Origin of the sequence: Citromicrobium bathyomarinum, from assembly GCA_001306305.2 — a bacterium.
Classification (GTDB): Bacteria; Pseudomonadota; Alphaproteobacteria; order Sphingomonadales; family Sphingomonadaceae; genus Alteriqipengyuania; species Alteriqipengyuania bathyomarina.
This window is the reverse complement of sequence record CP155577.1, coordinates 2,116,056-2,132,635: the sequence shown is the minus strand read 5'-3', so window position 1 is coordinate 2,132,635 and position 16,580 is coordinate 2,116,056. Positions and strand designations below refer to the sequence as shown.

Here is a 16,580-nt window from a genome sequence, read left to right as displayed (position 1 = left end):
GCGGCTTAGCTCACGACGCCGCGGCCGCGTCCGCCAGATCTTCCAGCCCGACCACGATGATCGTGCGCCCGCCGCCGAACTCTTCGCGCACCACGATCAGTCCCTGCCGCTCCATATGCTCCAGCAGGCGGCGGATGCGGCTGGGCGAGGATGTGCCGTAAACGCGCGCAAGCTCATCCTCGTCGGGCGCGGACGCACCCCTCGCGACCGACACCGCCAGCGCGAGATAGGGGGCGAGCACGTCCTCGGGGACGGCCTGCGAGAGCTCCTCGATCGTGTCGCGCAGCTTTTCGGGTAGCTCGTGCAGCCCTGCCGCGGCGAAGGCGAACAGGCGGCGAAATTCGAGCATGTCGACATGCGCACTGGGCACGCCCTGCTGGCGGCAGCGCTGCGCGAAATTGCGGAACAGCGCGGCGGAAGACTGGAAGGTCGCGCCTTCCTCCGCTGCCAGCTCCACGATGACCCGCGTGATGGCGGCTTCCTTGTCCTGCGGTTCGGCAGGAGCCTGATCGACGGGCGAGGATGGCTCACTCGCCGTCCGCTCGCCGCTCTCGCTACGCTGCGCCTGCTCTGCGGCGCGCGCGGTGATCGCCTGCTCCAGATCGGCGGCGGGTTTCGGCGGTGGAGGGGGCGGCGCCGCGGGCTTGGCGGCTTCCTCCGCCAGTTCGGAATGGAGCAGCGCCTCCAGATCCTCTCCCGAGGCCTGGGGCAGCGGCATCAGACCCTCGGCGGCGTTCTTGCCGCCGGTGCGCACCTCGCCGATATGCACTGAGACCGGGCGGCGGCTGATCGCGGGGCCGAGACCGAGGAAATGGCCGCGCTGAAGATCGCGGATGCGCTCGGCCTGCCGGCGGTCCATGCCCAGGAGATCGGCGGCGCGCTGCATGTCGATGTCGAGGAAGGTGCGGCCCATCAGGAAGTTGGAGGCTTCCGCGGCCACGTTCTTGGCAAGCTTGGCGAGGCGCTGCGTCGCGACGATTCCCGCCAGACCGCGCTTGCGCCCGCGGCACATCAGGTTGGTCATCGCGGACAGCGTCATCCGGCGCGTATCCTCGGCCAGCTCGCCCGCCGCGGCAGGGGCGAACATCTGCGCCTCGTCGACCACCACCAGCACGGGATACCAATGCTCGCGCGGGGCATCGAACAGCGCGGTTAGGAACAGTGCGGCGCAGCGGATCTGCTGCTCGACCTCCAGCTCGTCCAGCGCCAGCACGACCGAGACACGGTGCTGGCGCACGCGCCCGGCCAGCGCCTCGATCTCGCGCACCGAATGCGCCGCACCATCGATCACGATATGGTCGAACGCATCGGCCAGGCTGGTGAAGTCGCCCTCAGGGTCGATCACCACCTGCTGGACGAGCCCGGCGGTCTGTTCGAGCAGGCGGCGCAGCAGGTGCGATTTGCCGGAACCCGAGTTGCCCTGGACGAGCAATCGCGTAGCGAGCAATTCCTCGACATCGACGCAAATGCCTTGCCCGGCCGAATCCGTGCCAATTTCGATCTGCGCTTTCATATGCCTCACGAATAAGTGCACCGCGCCACGGCGCAAAGGCGCAGCCGGCAGTTATCCCGCTCTGGTTTGCCGCGCGTGCTGTCGTACCTGCCGATACCGCAGGATTCCCGGTCGTTTCCTCAAGGGAGAGGAATACGGCGGGCTCATGCGGCTTGCTATGCGAAATGGCGCAAATTGGTCGGGGAGAGAGGATTCGAACCTCCGGCCCCTGCCTCCCGAAGACAGTGCTCTACCAGGCTGAGCTACTCCCCGACCGATGCTTGCGGGGCGGACCCCGCGAGGCAGAGGCGGCCCTATAGGTGTGGATCACCGCACACGCAAGCGGACATTGCAGACAAGTTTGTCCTATCGCTGATCGCCGAAAGGATTAGGCCGATCACCGTGACCGAATCGCACTACGAACAGCAGTATCTCGACCTGATGGCGCACATCTGGCGCACCGGCGACGAGCGGGTGGACCGCACCGGTATCGGCACGCGCTCGGTATTCGGCGCGCAGCTGCGGTGCAGCCTCACCGATAATGCCGTTCCGCTGCTCACCACCAAGCGCGTCTACTGGAAAACCGCCGCACGCGAGACGCTGTGGTTTCTGACGGGCGCGACCAATATTCGCCCGCTGGTGCTGCAGGGGGTCAAGATCTGGAACGAGTGGCCGCATGCGCGCTACGTCAAGGAGACGGGCGACGACCTGCCGCTCGACGATTTCGTCCAGCGAATCGCCGATGACGAGAGCTTCGCCGCGCGCTGGGGCGATCTGGGCCCGGTCTATGGCAAGCAGTGGGTCGACTGGCCGACCTACCGCTATCGCCCAGATGGCCTGTACGAGAAGGGGGAGGGGATCGATCAGGTCAGCCAGGTGATCGATTCGCTGCGCACCAATCCGGGCAGCCGCCGCCACATCATCGAAGGCTGGAACGTCGCCGAGCTGGACCGGATGGCGCTGCCGCCGTGCCACAAGACCTACCAGTTCCACGTCGGCGCGAATGGTACGCAGCTCAACTGCCTGCTCTATCAGCGCAGCTGCGATGTCGCGCTGGGCCTGCCGTTCAACCTGTTCGGCGCGGCGCTGCTGACACGCATGATCGCGCAGCAGACCGATCTGGAGCCAGGCGAGCTGGTGTGGATGGGCGGGGACACGCACCTCTATCTCAACCACGCGCACCTGATCGAGGAACAGCTCGGCCGGGAACCGCGCGGGGCCCCGAGGCTTGAGATTACAAGGCGTCCGCCGGGCATCTTCGACTACGCAATCGAGGATTTCTCGGTCAGCGGCTACGATCCCCATCCGCCGATCAAGGCACCGGTGGCGGTCTGAGCGGTCGCGGGGGAAGGTCTGGGCGCTTGACCCTTCGGGCCTTGCGCAATATCCGGTCGCCGATGTGAAAGATTGCGTCTCGGCAAACGGAGGCGCGGGAGAGAGACGCATGGCCGATCGGCCCGAGCGAACCGACAACAAGCCGCAGCTTTCGCTGCACATTCCTGAGCCCAACTATCGTCCCGGGGCGGATGAGGTGGACTTTTCCGCCATCGAAATCCCCGAGGCTGGCGCCCAGCCACGCCCGGACGAGGCCTGCGACCCGACCGAAACCCACGGCTTGTGCACGGACCTGATCCGGGTGCTGGGCGATGACAACCGGGCGCACGGTCCGTGGGACCCAAAGCTGGACCCCGATACCTTGCGCGAAATGCTGCACCACTTCTCGCTGGTGCGCGCGTTCGATGAGCGCATGTTCCGCGGGCAGCGGCAGGGCAAGACCAGCTTCTACATGAAGTGCACCGGGGAGGAGGCGACCAGCATCTCCACCTCGATGGCCTTGCAGTCCGACGACATGGTGTTCCCCAGCTATCGCCAGCAGGGCGTGCTGATCGCGCGCGGTTATCCGCTGTTCGAGATGATCAACCAGATCTATTCGAACAGCGGCGACAAGCTGAAGGGCCGCCAGCTGCCGATCATGTATTCGAGCCGCGAGCACAGTTTCTTCAGCATCTCGGGCAACCTCGCCACGCAGGTTCCCCAGGCGGTCGGCTGGGCGATGGCGAGCGCGATCAAACACGACACGCGTATCGCGGCGACCTGGGTGGGCGAGGGGAGCACGGCGGAAGGCGACTTCCACGCCGCGTGCACCTTCGCCAGCGTCTACAACGCGCCGGTGATCCTCAACGTGATCAACAACCAGTGGGCGATTTCCAGCTTCTCCGGCTTTGCGGGCAGCGAGCGGGCGACCTTCGCCAGCCGCGCCATCGGCTATGGCCTCGCTGGGCTAAGGGTCGACGGCAATGATCCGCTGGCCTGCTACGCAGCGCAGCGCTGGGCGGCGAACCGCGCGCGCACCAATAGCGGGCCGACGCTGATCGAGTTCTTCACCTACCGCGCCGAAGGGCACTCCACCTCGGACGATCCCAGCGGCTATCGCAGCGCGGAAGAGCGCGAGGCCTGGCCGCTTGGCGATCCCGTGGTGCGGCTCAAGAACCACCTCATCGAACTGGGCGAGTGGGACGAGGACCGGCAGGCCGAGATGGACCTGAAGGCGGCCGAAAAGGTCAAGGCCGACACCAAGGAGGCCGAGAAGAACGGCATCCTGGGCCACGGCATGCACCAGCCCTTCCACACCATGTTCGAAGACGTGTTCGAGGAAGAGCCTTGGCACCTCAAGGAACAGAACGCGCAGTCGCAGGCTGAACGCGACAAGAAATATCCGGACGGGGTGCCGCACTGATGAGCGAGACGAAAGAAAAGCCCAAGCAGGGCCGCGACGCGACCGGCGACGATCGCCGCCTCAACATGATCGAGGCGATCAACGACGCGCTCGACGTGGCGATGGGCCGCGACGACAACGTGGTCGTGTTCGGCGAGGACGCCGGCTATTTCGGCGGGGTGTTCCGCTGCACCGCAGGGCTGCAGGAAAAATACGGCAAGACGCGCGCGTTCGACACGCCGATCTCCGAATGCGGGATTATCGCGACGGCGATCGGGATGGGGGCCTATGGCCTGCGCCCGGTGCCCGAAATCCAGTTCGCCGATTATATCTACCCCGGCTACGACCAGATCATCAGCGAGGCGGCGCGCCTGCGCTATCGCAGCGCGGGTGAATTCAGCGCCCCGATCACGATCCGCTCGCCCTTCGGTGGCGGCATCTTCGGCGGGCAGACGCACAGCCAGAGCCCCGAATCGCTGTTCACCCATGCATCGGGCATCAAGACGGTCATCCCGGCGACGCCCTACGACGCGAAGGGCCTGCTGATTGCCGCGATCGAGGACAACGACCCGGTCATCTTCTTCGAGCCCAAGCGGATCTATAACGGCCCGTTCGATGGCTTCTTCGACCGTCCGGTGAAGAACTGGAAGTCGCACCCCGACAGCGTCGTGCCCGAGGGGCATTATGCGATTCCGCTGGGCAAGGCGCGCCTCGTGACCGAGGGCGAGCAGCTGACCGTGCTGACCTATGGCACCATGGTCCACGTCGCCAAGGCGGTGATGGAGGAGAAGGGCGTCGAAGCCGACATCCTCGACCTGCGCACGCTGGTCCCCCTCGATATCGAGGCTGTGGAAAAGTCTGTGAAGAAGACGGGGAAATGCCTCATCATTCACGAGGCGACCCGCACCTCCGGCTTCGGTGCGGAGCTTTCCGCGCTGGTGCAGGAACGCTGCTTCTATCATCTCGAAGCTCCGATCGAACGCGTGACCGGCTTCGACACCCCCTATCCCCACAGTCTCGAATGGGCCTACTTCCCCGGCCCGGTGCGCATCGGCGCGGCCCTCGACAAGCTTCTGAGCGAGTAACACCGACATGGCGAAATTCACCTTCAACCTGCCCGACATCGGCGAAGGCATCGCCGAGGCGGAGATCGTCGCCTGGCATGTGAGCGTTGGCGACATGGTCGAGGAAGACCAGCAGATCGCCGACATGATGACCGACAAGGCGACCGTCGAAATGGAAAGCCCGGTCGCGGGCAAGATTATCGAAGTCGCGGGCGAGGTGGGCGACACCATCGCGATCGGATCGATGCTCGTCACGATCGAAGTCGAAGGCGAAATTCCGGACGATGTCGCGGAAGAAAACGCCGCTGCCGCCGAGGCGGAGCCCACTCCCGCGCCAGCTCCGGCCCCCGCGCCGAAGGACGACGAGGTCGAAGAGCGGATCGAGGTCGAGAACCCCGACGCGAGCGATGCGGACGACGCGCACGAAGCCGATCCCGAGCCTGCGCCCAAGCAGCCGGTCGAAAAGAGCGCGCCCGCAGCATCCGAAACCAAGGTCCTCGCCAGCCCGGCGGTGCGCAAGCGCGCCAAGGATCTCGGTATCGATCTCGCGCAGGTGAAACCGGCCGAGGATGGCCGCATCCGCCACGGCGATCTCGACCAGTTCCTCGCCTATTCGGGCGGCTATTCGCCCGCCACCGGCCCGCGTTCTGACGAGACCGTGAAGGTCATCGGCATGCGCCGCCGGATCGCCCAGAACATGAGCGCGTCGAAGCGCAACATCCCGCACTTCACCTATGTGGACGAGGTCGACGTGACCGATCTCGAAGCGATGCGCGCGCAGCTCAACGAAAATCGCGGCGATCGGCCCAAGCTGACCATCCTGCCGCTGCTGATCACTGCGATCTGCCAGTCGATTCCCGAATTCCCGATGATCAACGCCACCTATGATGACGAGGAAGGCGTGGTGACGCGCCACGGATCGGTCAACATGGGCATGGCCGCGCAGACCGATGCGGGGCTGATGGTGCCGGTGATCAAGGACGCGCAGAGCCAGAACCTGTGGCAGCTCGCGCGCGAGATTGGCCGCCTGGCCGAGGCTGCGCGTACCGGCAAGGCCAAGTCCGACGAGATGCAGGGCGGGACGCTGACGGTCACCTCGCTCGGCCCGCTGGGCGGGATTGCGACCACGCCGGTCATCAACCGTCCCGAAGTCGCGATCATCGGCCCGAACAAGATTGTCGAGCGTCCGATGTTCGTGAAGGGTGCCGATGGTGTCGAGCGGGTCGAGAAGCGTCTGCTGATGAACATCTCGATCAGCTGCGACCACCGCGTGGTCGATGGCTGGGATGCCGCAAGCTTCATTCAGGCGCTCAAGAAGCGCCTCGAAGCACCTGCCACGATTCTCGCGAACTGATCAGCGAACCACCGCGCTGTAGGTAAACACGCCGCGTCCCCTCGCGGCGCGCGGGTTGGCGACATCCCAGCGCACATGGGTCACATCGGCGGAGGTCGCCTTGCGTCCTTCGACACGCAAGGTCTCCAGCGTGCCCCAGGTGCGCCCTCCGTCGACCGATACCTGCGGCGCATCGCCGCCGCTGGCGCGGAAGGCGAGGGTGCGGGGCACCCTGCTCGAAATGGTGAAGGGTCTGTCGTGCGGCGTGCTCCAGGCGAGCATCAGCACCACCGTGTCCCCGCGCTCCAGCGTGTCGGCAGGGGCGAGAATGCGCTGCGTGCGTCCACCCTGCTGCTGAGAGCGCTCCACGAACACCTCGCGGTCGATCTCGACCAGCGATTGGGCAGAGGCGATGGTGGCGGCGCACAGCGCCACGCATAGGGCCACACTTCCAGTCAGCATTCCGATACGCATGAAACGGCTCCCCATGCCGATTTTCAGGGCTCTGGGGGTGCTCGCAGAGAAAGCTCAAAATGCGGTTAAAACGCTCCTAACCATCTTTTCTCGACAGATGTGAAAAAGGGGTGCGCGAATCAATTGACACCCTGCGAATGCTGGCCTAATCGCGCCCCTCCCACGCAGCGGAGACACTCTCTCCCACGTGTTTGCGCGGGTGTAGCTCAGTTGGTTAGAGCGCCGGCCTGTCACGCCGGAGGTCGCGGGTTCGAGTCCCGTCACTCGCGCCATTTCCTTTCTCATGGAATGGTGCATCGCCCCCCGATTTCGGGCACGGGCCGCTTGCGCCCATGCGCGCCATTGGGCACCTGACAGGCAATCGACCGTCAGGAGACCCGGCCATGATCACGCTGCACCACCTCGAATATTCGCAAAGCTTCCGCATCCTCTGGCTGCTGGAGGAAATCGGCGCGCCGTATGAACTGAAGGTCTACAAGCGCGATGCCGAAACGCGGCTTGCGCCGGCCGAGTACAAGGCGCTCTCTCCACTGGGCACCGCGCCGGTCATCACCGACGAGAACGGTCTGGTGCTGGCCGAGAGCAACGCGGTGATCGACTACATCCTCGATATGCATCCCGAGAGCGCCCTGCGCCCTGCGCCGGGCGAGGCAGCGCGCGTGGACTACCTGTTCTGGTTCCACGCCGGGGTGGGCAGCCTGATGCCGATGCAGTTCTTCAACGGCCTGCTGACGATGATGAAGGCGCGCAGCCCTGCGCTGGTCCGCTCGGTGATCGGCCTCGCGACCGACAAGGTCCGTGAAATGCTGGTCGCGCCGCGCCTCAAGGTGATCTTCGACAAGCTGGAGAGCGATCTGGGCCGCCACACCTGGCTGGCGGGCGACCGGCTGACCGCAGCCGATATCTCCATGTGCTACTCGATCGCCTCCGCCGATGCGCAGGGCAAGCTGGAGGGGCGGCCCAACTGCCAGCGCTGGATGAAGCAGATGCGCGAGACGCCATCCTTCCAGCGCGCGATGGAGAAGGACGGGCGCGAGACGTTTGTGTTCAGCTTCTAGGCGCTATTCCTGGTGGCGGGTGCAGTGAAAAGCGCTGCGCCCGCCCACCTTGGTCCTGACGATCTCGCCACCGCATCGCGGGCATTCGGCACCTTCGTCGCGGGTATGGATCAGCCAGTCGTCGGGCAGCTTGCTGTAGTCCGCTTCCGTATCGACTACCGCGTGCAGGATGTCGCGCATCGCATCGTAGATGTCGCCTAGCTGGCTGTCGGAGAGATCGGTGCCCTTGCGCTGCGGATCGATAGCGGTGCGGTACAGGATCTCGTCCGACCACAGGTTGCCGACCCCGGCGAGCTTCTTCTGCTCGATCAGCGCGGATTTGATCGCGCCGCGCGAATCGCCGATCACCTCGGCGAAGGCGTCCCTCCCGATCTCCAGCGCATCCGGGCCGAAGCCGATCCGCTCGATCTCCGCCTCGGGGCTGTCGACCACGCGCACCCAGCCGAGCTTGCGCGGGCAGCGGAAGGCGAGGCGGCGCTCGCCTTCGAAGCGGATCAGGAATTTCGCATAATCGGGCGGGCCATCCGCCTCGTCGAACGGGCGCAGCGATCCGCTCATGCCGAGGTGGACGCAGATCCACGGGCCGCTTTCGCTGCCAGCGAAGATCAGCTTGCCGTGGCGGTGGGTGCGGGTGAACTGGTGGCCGACCAGCCGACCGCGCTCGTTATCGCCGGGCAGTTCGATATAGCTGGTGTCATCGCCCGGCTCCGCCGCCTCGATCGTGCGATGGAGGCAGTCGCGCTCCACACGCAGACGATTGGCTTCGGCTTCGGGCAGTTCGGGCATGAACGCAGAACGGCGTCCGCGCTCAGGCGGTTCCGGTCAGTTGCGCCGGCCGCTTTCCATCCAGATCAGGAAGCGCTTGAGCGGAAGCAGCCAGATCAGCCCCAGCACGAGGTAGATAACGGTTTGGAAGACGACGTGCCAGCCGCCGATCAGGCCGGGCATGTAGCGCGCGATCAGGATCGCATAGACCGACAGGCCTGCAAGCAGGATCAGCATGCCCACCGGGATGCGCCAATTGGGTTCGTGGCTCATGCGCCCATCTCGTACATGCGTTGCGGGGTGACGACCATGTGCAGTTTGCGGTCGTGCGCCTCCATCGGAACGCGATCGACCTTCTGCGCATCCCAGGCGAGCCCGATCCGCAGCGTATCCGGGTTCGCGGCAATCCAGCGGTCGTAATATCCGCCGCCCTGTCCCAGCCTGCCGCCATCCTCGTCGAAGGCGAGCAGGGGGACGAAGACCACGTCGGGCACCAGCAGCGCGGCATCTTCGCCCGGTTGCATCAGGCCGTGCGGGCCCTTTGTCAGGTCGCTCTCCTCCAGCGGATCGCTGTGCGCGGCGAACTGCATCGCCCCGTCTTCGCCCGAGAGGCGGGGGAGGGCGATCGGGTGGCCGTTCTCCATGAAATACTGCGCATAGCGCGCAGCGGGCGCTTCGGACCCTTCCGCGCGATACAGGCCGATCGTCGCGCCTTCGGGAATACGCGCCAGCACCGGCGCGGGCGGGCGCGAGAACACCAGCGTGCGCACAGCCTCGGGCAGCGCGGCGGCGGCGGCCTTGCGCGCGGCACGCATATCCTTGCGAAGCTGCGATTTGATCGTGGCGTGATCCATTAAATGCTTCGCTATTCTCGAAATGACGAAAATGGGAATTGGTACTCGACCGATGGAGTGGCGGAACCACCATGGGTCGGTGCCTGGGAAATCCTCTGACGCAAAAGGTCAGGTGGGCGCCGTATACCCCGGCCCCACAGCCGAACTGGTGGACCAGGACAGGGACAGCTCCCTAGGATAAACTTATAGCCTCAGGGATGTTCTACGGCTCGTGCCGGGCAGTCCCGCCAACCCCTATCTAGGCGTTCCCGGGGCCACCCTCAAGCTTGTCTGCGCAGGATTCGAGCAGGCCTGCGAAACGCTCCAGCGCGGGCAGCAGGTCTTCCCCCGCCGAACGGAACGATCCGCCGGATAGCGGCAGCTCCTGCATCTGCGCATCTTCCAGCCTGTGCTGCAGGTCGGCGCAGCGCTTTTCCAGCGTGGCGATCCGTTCGGCCTGAGCGCTGGCTTCCGCATTGCTGCGGCTATCCGCTTCTTCGCGTGCCGTACGCAGATCGCGCTCGAGGCGCCCGCGCGCATCGGTGGCGCTGGACAGCGCGGTCTCCAGCAGGTCGCGCTCACGCTCTACCTCGTCGAGCCGTTCGCGCAGCTGCGCCAGCTCCGGGTCTTTGCCCGGCGAGACGCCCGCCTTGTCGAACACTTCGTCCGCCGCCAGCAGGCAGGCGAACAGCAGGTTTTGCGAGAAGCGCGGGCTGCGCGGCTGATAATGCCCGTCGATCGCTTCGGCGAGCGAACGCACGCGCGCCTCGTCCCCCGGCCCGCAGGAGATCGGGAATTCGCGTCCGCCGATCGTGATTTCCACCGTGCTCACGCGAATCGTCTCACTGTTCCAGTTCGCCGATGACCCGGTCCAGCCGGTCGAGCTCTGCGCGCACCTTGCTGCGCATCGCCTCGTGCCGGTCGGCCAGGTCATGCGTGGGTTTGCTCCCACTCGCGGCGGCATCGGCTGCCGCGCCGATCCGCGCCAGCGCCCGCTCGATCCGCTGGATCGTCTGTTCGAGCCGTCGGTCCCTCATCCGCAAAGCTGTAATAGCCTCCGGCCATATCCCCAAGAGCGCGCTCGCATTTTTGGACAGTTTGCGCATCGCGGCACCGGCAGGCGTGCGTTCCCGCGCAAGCGACAGAGGGCAGGGGGCGGGCATCTCCGCCGCCGCCCGCCTTGACCTTCGCGCCCCGCGCGGCGAAGGCATCCCGGCAAACGAATCGCGGCCCGGACGCGCCGCGCAGGAGTAAACCCCGCATGAGTCTCGACCCCGCCCGCATGATCCCGATGGCCAATGCCATCCGGGCCCTTTCCATGGACGCGGTGCAGAAAGCGCAGAGCGGTCACCCCGGCATGCCGATGGGCATGGCCGACGTGGCGACCGTGCTGTGGTCCAATTACCTCAAGTATGATTCGGCCGCGCCCCACTGGGCGGATCGCGACCGTTTTGTGCTGAGCGCGGGCCACGGATCGATGCTGATCTATTCGCTGCTCCACCTGTCGGGCTACGCGCATCCGACGATGGAGGAGATCGAGAATTTCCGCCAGCTGGGCAGCCCGACGGCGGGCCACCCGGAAAACTTCCTGCTGCCGGGCGTCGAATGCACCACCGGCCCTCTGGGGCAGGGCCTCGCGATGGCGGTGGGCATGGCGATGGCTGAGCGGCATCTGAATGCCGAATTCGGTGACGAGCTGGTCGACCACCGGACTTGGGTGATCGCGGGCGACGGTTGCCTGATGGAAGGCATCAACCACGAGGCGATCGGCCTTGCCGGGCACCTCAACCTCAGCCGTCTGGTCGTGTTCTGGGACGATAACCAGATCACCATCGACGGCAGCACCGACCTTTCGACGAGCGAGAACGTGCGCGCCCGGTTCGAGGCGACCGGATGGTTCGTCAATTCGTGCGACGGGCACGACTATGCCGACATCGCCCGCGCGATCGACGAAGCGATGGAGGCGGGACGCCCCGCACTGATCGCCTGCCGCACGATGATCGGTCGCGGCGCACCCAACAAGCAGGGCACGGCGGCAACGCATGGCGCCCCGCTGGGTGCGGAAGAGGTTGCTGCGGCGCGTGAAGAGCTCAACTGGCAGGCCGCCCCCTTCGAAATTCCCGATCAGGTGCGCCAGGAATGGCGCTCTGCCGGATCGCGCGGGCACGAGATCCGCAGCGAGTGGGGCACCCGGCTCGACAACAGCGAGCGCAAGGCGGAGTTCCAACGCCGGATGGCGGGTGATCTGCCCGAAGGCTTCGACCTCAGCGAGTTCATCACCGGCCTGATCCGCGAGCCGGCCAAGGTCGCGACCCGCAAGGCGAGCGAGAATGCGCTGGCGGTGATCAATTCGAAGCTGCCCGAAACCATTGGCGGCTCGGCCGACCTTACAGGCTCGAACAACACCAAGACCCCCGGGCAGGAGATTTTCTCGGCCGACGATCGCTCCGGCCGCTACGTCTATTACGGGATTCGCGAATTCGGCATGTCCGCCGCGATGAACGGGATGGCACTGCATGGCGGGGTGATCCCCTATGGCGGTACCTTCCTGGTGTTCAGCGACTATTGCCGCCCCGCGATCCGCCTGTCCGCCCTGCAAGAGGCGCGGGTGATCTATGTGATGACGCATGATTCGATCGGTCTGGGCGAAGACGGGCCGACCCACCAGCCGGTCGAGCATCTGCAATCGCTGCGGGTGATCCCCAATCTGCTGGTGATGCGCCCGGGCGATGCGGTCGAGACGGCGGAATGCTGGGAAATCGCGCTTCAGCAGAAGAAGCGCCCGACCGTGCTCGCGCTGTCGCGGCAGGGGCTGGCACAGTTCCGGAACGAGGAAGCGGAAGAGAACCGCTCCGCGCGCGGTGCCTATCGCGTTAAGGATGCCGAGGCGGATCGCCGGGTGATCCTCATCGCCACGGGCTCGGAAGTCGGCCTCGCGATGGAATGCGCGAAAGATCTTGAAGCGCGCGGCATTGGTGCGGACGTTGTTTCCATGCCCTGTGCCGAACTGTTCGACGAACAGAGCCCGGCCTATCGCGACAACATCCTCCCCAATGTCGGGCCCGAAGAGATCCTGCGGGTCAGCATCGAGGCAGGCACCACCTTTGGGTGGGAACGCTACACGATGGCGAACGGGTTGCGGATCGGCATCGACAGTTTCGGCACCTCGGCCCCGGCTGAGGACGCGTTCGAGAAGTTCGGTTTCACCAGCGAGGCGATTATCCGCAAGGTCGTCGCCAAGCTCGAAGAGTAGATCAGGAGTAGACACATCATGGCGACCAAGGTTGCAATCAACGGTTTCGGGCGCATCGGGCGGCTTGTTGCGCGTGCGATTCTGGAGCGGACCGATCACGACCTCGAACTGGTGGCGATCAACGATCTGGCCGACGCGAGCGCCAATGCGCTGCTGTTCCAGTTCGATTCGACCCATGGTCGCTTCCCCGGTTCGGTCGATGTCGACGGCAATGCGCTGGTCGTGAACGGCAAGAAGATCGCCGTCACCAGCGAGCGTGAGCCCGGCAAGCTGCCGCACGGCGAGATGGGCGTGGACATCGTGCTGGAATGCACCGGGTTCTTCCAGTCGGTCGACGCTGCCAAGCCGCACCTCGATGCCGGTGCCAAGCGCGTGCTGATCTCCGCCCCCGCCAAGGGCGACCTGAAGACCGTGGTCTTCGGTGTGAACCACGATGTGCTGACCTCGGACGACCTGATCGTCTCCAACGCCAGCTGCACCACCAACTGCCTCGCGCCAGTCGCCAAGGTTCTGAACGATCTCGTCGGGATCGAGCGTGGCTTCATGACCACGATCCACTCCTACACCAACGATCAGCGCATGCTCGACCAGATGCATTCCGACATGCGGCGTGCCCGTGGCGGCGCGCAGAACATGATCCCGACCACCACCGGCGCTGCCCGCGCGGTCGGCCTGGTGCTGCCCGAGCTGAACGGCAAGCTGGACGGTTCGTCGGTCCGCGTGCCGACGCCCAATGTCTCGCTGATCGACCTGGTCTTCACCCCGGGCCGCGACACGAGTGCTGAAGAGCTGAACGAAGCGCTGAAGTCCGCCGCGAACGGTGCGATGAAGGGCGTTCTCGACTTCACCGACAAGCCGCTGGTCAGCAGCGACTTCAACCACCAGCCCGCCAGCTCAACGGTCGACAGCCTCGAAACCGCGGTGCTCGAAGGCAAGCTGGCTCGCGTGGTCAGCTGGTACGACAACGAGTGGGGCTTCTCCAACCGGATGATCGACACCGCCGGCGTGATGGCGAAGCTGATCTAAGGTCGGCGCATCCTTCTCCCGATGGGAGAAGGACAGCGCAGCTTGTCGCGAACGCGACTAGCGAAGCTTGGATGAGGGTATCGGGCGCCGAGACCCTCACCCAACTCCGCCTAGCGAGCATACTCGCAAGGCTCCGTATCCCTCTCCCACGGGGAGAGGAAAGGATGTTACATTGGCCAACTTCAAAACCCTCGACGATCTACCTGCCGATCTTTCCGGCAAGGTCGCGCTGGTGCGCGTCGATCTCAACCTGCCGATGAAGGATGGCTCGGCCACCGACGTGACCCGGGTCGAGGCGGTCAGGCCGACCATCCTCGAACTGTGCGATCGTGGCGCGAAAGTGCTGCTGCTCGCCCATTTCGGGCGGCCCAAGGGAGAGCGCAACTCGACCATGAGCACCAGCTACGTCCAGGGTGACGTGGCCGATGTGCTGGGCAAGGAACTGATGTTCATCTCCGAGGTCTCCGGCCCCACGGTCGACCAGTCGATCGGCATCCTGCGCAATGGCGATATCGGCCTGCTGGAAAACACCCGCTTCTGGGCGGGCGAGGAAGCCAATGATCCCGACTTCGCCAAGGCAATCGCCGCGCATGGCGATTTCTACGTCAACGACGCGTTCTCCGCCGCGCACCGCGCGCATGCCAGCACCGAAGGTCTCGCCCACCTGCTGCCCGCCTACGCGGGTCGCGCGATGGAGGCCGAACTGAAAGCGCTGGATGCTGCGCTCGGCAACCCGGAAACACCGGTTGCGGCGGTTGTGGGCGGTGCCAAGGTTTCGACCAAGCTCGACGTGCTCGAAAACCTCGTCGGGAAGGTCCAGCACCTGATCATCGGCGGCGGAATGGCCAACACCTTCCTCGCCGCGCGCGGGGCCGATGTCGGCAAGTCGCTGTGCGAGCACGATCTGGTCGACAAGGCTAACGCGATCATGGACGAGGCGGACCATGCGGGCTGCACCGTACATCTGCCCTATGACGTGGTCGTCGCCACCGAATTCGCCGCCAACCCGCCGTCCCTGCGCACCAGCAACGTGCATGAGGTCGCCGCCGACGAGATGATCCTCGACATCGGCCCGCAGGCGACCGAGGCGCTGGCCGACGTTCTCAAGACCTGCAAGACGCTGGTGTGGAACGGCCCGCTGGGCGCGTTCGAGACCGAGCCGTTCGACCAGGCGACCGTCAGCCTGGCGCGCACCGCCGCCGCGCTGACCAAGGAAGGATCGCTGGTCTCCGTCGCGGGCGGGGGCGACACGGTTGCCGCACTGAACGTCGCCGGCGTGGCCGACGATTTCTCCTATGTTTCCACCGCCGGGGGCGCGTTCCTCGAGTGGATGGAAGGCAAGACGCTGCCCGGCGTTGCGGCACTGAAGGCTTCCAAATGAGCGAAAATCAGGGAGTGGGCGAGAGCGGCAACGGCCTCGTCGATGTGCACGAGGGTGAGTTCGCGGGCTGGCAGGTGTGGCAGTCCGATGCGTTCGAGCAGCGCGCTGGGCCGTTCTACGAGCGGCGGCAGGACGACGGCACCATGCTGACCGCGTTTCGCGCGGAAGCCCGCCACATGAATGGTGCGGGCTTCATGCATGGCGGCTGCCTGATGACCTTCGCCGATTCCGCCATCTTCACCATCGCGCGCGACGCGATGGGCGACAGCCACGGCGTGACGCTCACGCTGACCGGCGATTTCCTCGATCCGGCACGCGAAGGTCAACTGATCGAGGCGACCGGCGAGGTCGTGCGCGCAGGCGGCAAGACGATCTTCGTCGCCGGAATTGTGAAGGCGGACGGCAATCCCGTGCTGCGCTTCGACGGGATCATCCGCAAGGTGAGCGGGCAGCGCTAGCGATGTCGCAAGCGCGCTCGCTGTTCGCCACGCCTTTCGTGGTCGACCGGTTGCAGAGCGCGGAAGGGCTTCGCCTGCTGAGCGAGGCGATCGGGGCCGAGCGGTTGCGCGATCCGGCAGGGATGCAGATTTCCAACGTCGGCGGCTGGCATTCCAACACCGGAATGCTGGAATGGGGCGGGGAGGCGGCGCGTGCGCTTGCCTACAAGGCGATGACGATGGCGGACCAGTTCACCGTCGATGCGCGCAGCCCCCAGCAGAACCGTTTCGAATGGGTGCCGGAGATGTGGGCCAATGTCAGCGGCAAGGGCCACGCCAACCAGTATCACGCCCATCCCGGCAGCTATTGGTCGGCCGTCGCCTATGTGGATGACGGCTACGACGGTTCCGAGGAGGCGACGCTTGGCGGTGAGCTCCAGTTGCTCGATCCGCGAATGCCGATGATCCGCATGACCGCCCCCGATCTGTTTCTGACCGACGGGCAGGGCAGCGGCCAGCCCAACGAATATCTCCATCGGCCATCTACGGGCGAGATCGTGCTGTTTCCCAGCTGGTTGCAACATGCGGTGCGACCGTTCCACGGTTCCGGCACCCGCATCTCGATCGCGATCAACCTGATTGCGGCACGCAAGGGCTAGTCGTGGTCCGCCTCGGCGGTATTTGCCTTCCTCGTCTGACGATTCGATCGGCTGTTTGCGAGCGCCCACGGCTTGCGAGCCCGGTTCCG

At 65.5% G+C, this 16,580-nt stretch carries 17 protein-coding genes and 2 tRNA genes; 11 read left to right on the top strand and 8 right to left on the bottom strand.

All coding sequences use genetic code 11. From position 1 onward, the window contains the following. Positions 1-10: 10 nt before the first annotated feature. Positions 11-1,513: a DUF87 domain-containing protein gene (locus tag VO57_010730; protein XBL68608.1), complete on the bottom strand. Its 1,503-nt coding sequence runs from the start codon at positions 1,511-1,513 to the stop codon at positions 11-13. Between the two features lie 175 nt (positions 1,514-1,688). After that, a tRNA-Pro gene (locus tag VO57_010725) sits at positions 1,689-1,765 on the bottom strand. 129 nt (positions 1,766-1,894) lie between these two features. Here VO57_010725 and thyA point away from each other — a divergent pair. The 4 genes from thyA to VO57_010705 all read left to right on the top strand — a co-directional run bounded on the left by thyA (position 1,895) and on the right by VO57_010705 (position 6,626). Next, on the top strand, positions 1,895-2,827 hold the full coding sequence (gene thyA, locus VO57_010720; GenBank protein XBL68607.1) for a thymidylate synthase: 933 nt from the start codon (positions 1,895-1,897) through the stop codon (positions 2,825-2,827). Between the two features lie 109 nt (positions 2,828-2,936). Further along, positions 2,937-4,229, top strand: coding sequence for a 3-methyl-2-oxobutanoate dehydrogenase (2-methylpropanoyl-transferring) subunit alpha (locus VO57_010715; protein ID XBL68606.1), 1,293 nt, complete (start codon positions 2,937-2,939; stop codon positions 4,227-4,229). Next, complete coding sequence (locus VO57_010710; GenBank protein XBL68605.1) at positions 4,229-5,293, top strand: alpha-ketoacid dehydrogenase subunit beta; 1,065 nt, start codon at positions 4,229-4,231, stop codon at positions 5,291-5,293. Before VO57_010715 ends, VO57_010710 begins: the two co-directional genes overlap by 1 nt. A gap of 7 nt (positions 5,294-5,300) precedes the next feature. Beyond that, positions 5,301-6,626 (top strand): dihydrolipoamide acetyltransferase family protein, encoded by a 1,326-nt coding sequence (locus tag VO57_010705; GenBank protein ID XBL68604.1) that lies wholly within the window; start codon positions 5,301-5,303, stop codon positions 6,624-6,626. Here VO57_010705 and VO57_010700 read toward each other — a convergent pair whose 3' ends face one another. Then, positions 6,627-7,079 (bottom strand): hypothetical protein, encoded by a 453-nt coding sequence (locus VO57_010700; protein ID XBL68603.1) that lies wholly within the window; start codon positions 7,077-7,079, stop codon positions 6,627-6,629. Positions 7,080-7,274: 195 nt separating this feature from the next. Here VO57_010700 and VO57_010695 point away from each other — a divergent pair. Further along, positions 7,275-7,351: transfer RNA gene (locus VO57_010695), tRNA-Asp, on the top strand. A gap of 111 nt (positions 7,352-7,462) precedes the next feature. Further along, a complete protein-coding gene (locus VO57_010690; GenBank protein XBL68602.1) occupies positions 7,463-8,137 on the top strand; it encodes a glutathione S-transferase family protein in 675 nt (224 codons plus the stop codon). Between the two features lie 3 nt (positions 8,138-8,140). Here VO57_010690 and VO57_010685 read toward each other — a convergent pair whose 3' ends face one another. The 5 genes from VO57_010685 to VO57_010665 all read right to left on the bottom strand — a co-directional run bounded on the left by VO57_010685 (position 8,141) and on the right by VO57_010665 (position 10,772). After that, the gene (locus VO57_010685; protein XBL68601.1) at positions 8,141-8,923 is read right to left on the bottom strand and encodes a DNA-formamidopyrimidine glycosylase family protein; all 783 of its coding nucleotides are present in this window, start codon (positions 8,921-8,923) and stop codon (positions 8,141-8,143) included. A 36-nt stretch (positions 8,924-8,959) separates the two neighbouring features. Beyond that, positions 8,960-9,175: a DUF2842 domain-containing protein gene (locus VO57_010680; GenBank protein XBL68600.1), complete on the bottom strand. Its 216-nt coding sequence runs from the start codon at positions 9,173-9,175 to the stop codon at positions 8,960-8,962. Further along, complete coding sequence (locus VO57_010675; protein XBL68599.1) at positions 9,172-9,756, bottom strand: 5-formyltetrahydrofolate cyclo-ligase; 585 nt, start codon at positions 9,754-9,756, stop codon at positions 9,172-9,174. The genes VO57_010680 and VO57_010675 overlap by 4 nt, the downstream gene beginning before the upstream one ends. Before the next feature lie 238 nt (positions 9,757-9,994). Further along, positions 9,995-10,567 (bottom strand): cell division protein ZapA, encoded by a 573-nt coding sequence (gene zapA / locus VO57_010670; GenBank protein XBL68598.1) that lies wholly within the window; start codon positions 10,565-10,567, stop codon positions 9,995-9,997. Between the two features lie 10 nt (positions 10,568-10,577). Continuing rightward, on the bottom strand, positions 10,578-10,772 hold the full coding sequence (locus VO57_010665; protein ID XBL68597.1) for a hypothetical protein: 195 nt from the start codon (positions 10,770-10,772) through the stop codon (positions 10,578-10,580). 224 nt (positions 10,773-10,996) lie between these two features. On the opposite strand from VO57_010665, the gene tkt reads away from it, so the two are divergent. The 5 genes from tkt (at position 10,997) to VO57_010640 (ending at position 16,491) form a co-directional block, all read left to right on the top strand. Then, on the top strand, positions 10,997-12,988 hold the full coding sequence (gene tkt / locus VO57_010660; protein ID XBL68596.1) for a transketolase: 1,992 nt from the start codon (positions 10,997-10,999) through the stop codon (positions 12,986-12,988). A gap of 18 nt (positions 12,989-13,006) precedes the next feature. After that, positions 13,007-14,014, top strand: coding sequence for a type I glyceraldehyde-3-phosphate dehydrogenase (gene gap, locus VO57_010655; GenBank protein ID XBL68595.1), 1,008 nt, complete (start codon positions 13,007-13,009; stop codon positions 14,012-14,014). Between the two features lie 172 nt (positions 14,015-14,186). Continuing rightward, complete coding sequence (locus VO57_010650) at positions 14,187-15,395, top strand: phosphoglycerate kinase (protein XBL68594.1); 1,209 nt, start codon at positions 14,187-14,189, stop codon at positions 15,393-15,395. After that, positions 15,392-15,853 (top strand): PaaI family thioesterase, encoded by a 462-nt coding sequence (locus VO57_010645; protein ID XBL68593.1) that lies wholly within the window; start codon positions 15,392-15,394, stop codon positions 15,851-15,853. The genes VO57_010650 and VO57_010645 overlap by 4 nt, the downstream gene beginning before the upstream one ends. Positions 15,854-15,855: 2 nt before the next feature. Next, positions 15,856-16,491: a 2OG-Fe(II) oxygenase family protein gene (locus tag VO57_010640; GenBank protein ID XBL68592.1), complete on the top strand. Its 636-nt coding sequence runs from the start codon at positions 15,856-15,858 to the stop codon at positions 16,489-16,491. The last annotated feature ends 89 nt before the right edge of the window (positions 16,492-16,580 follow it).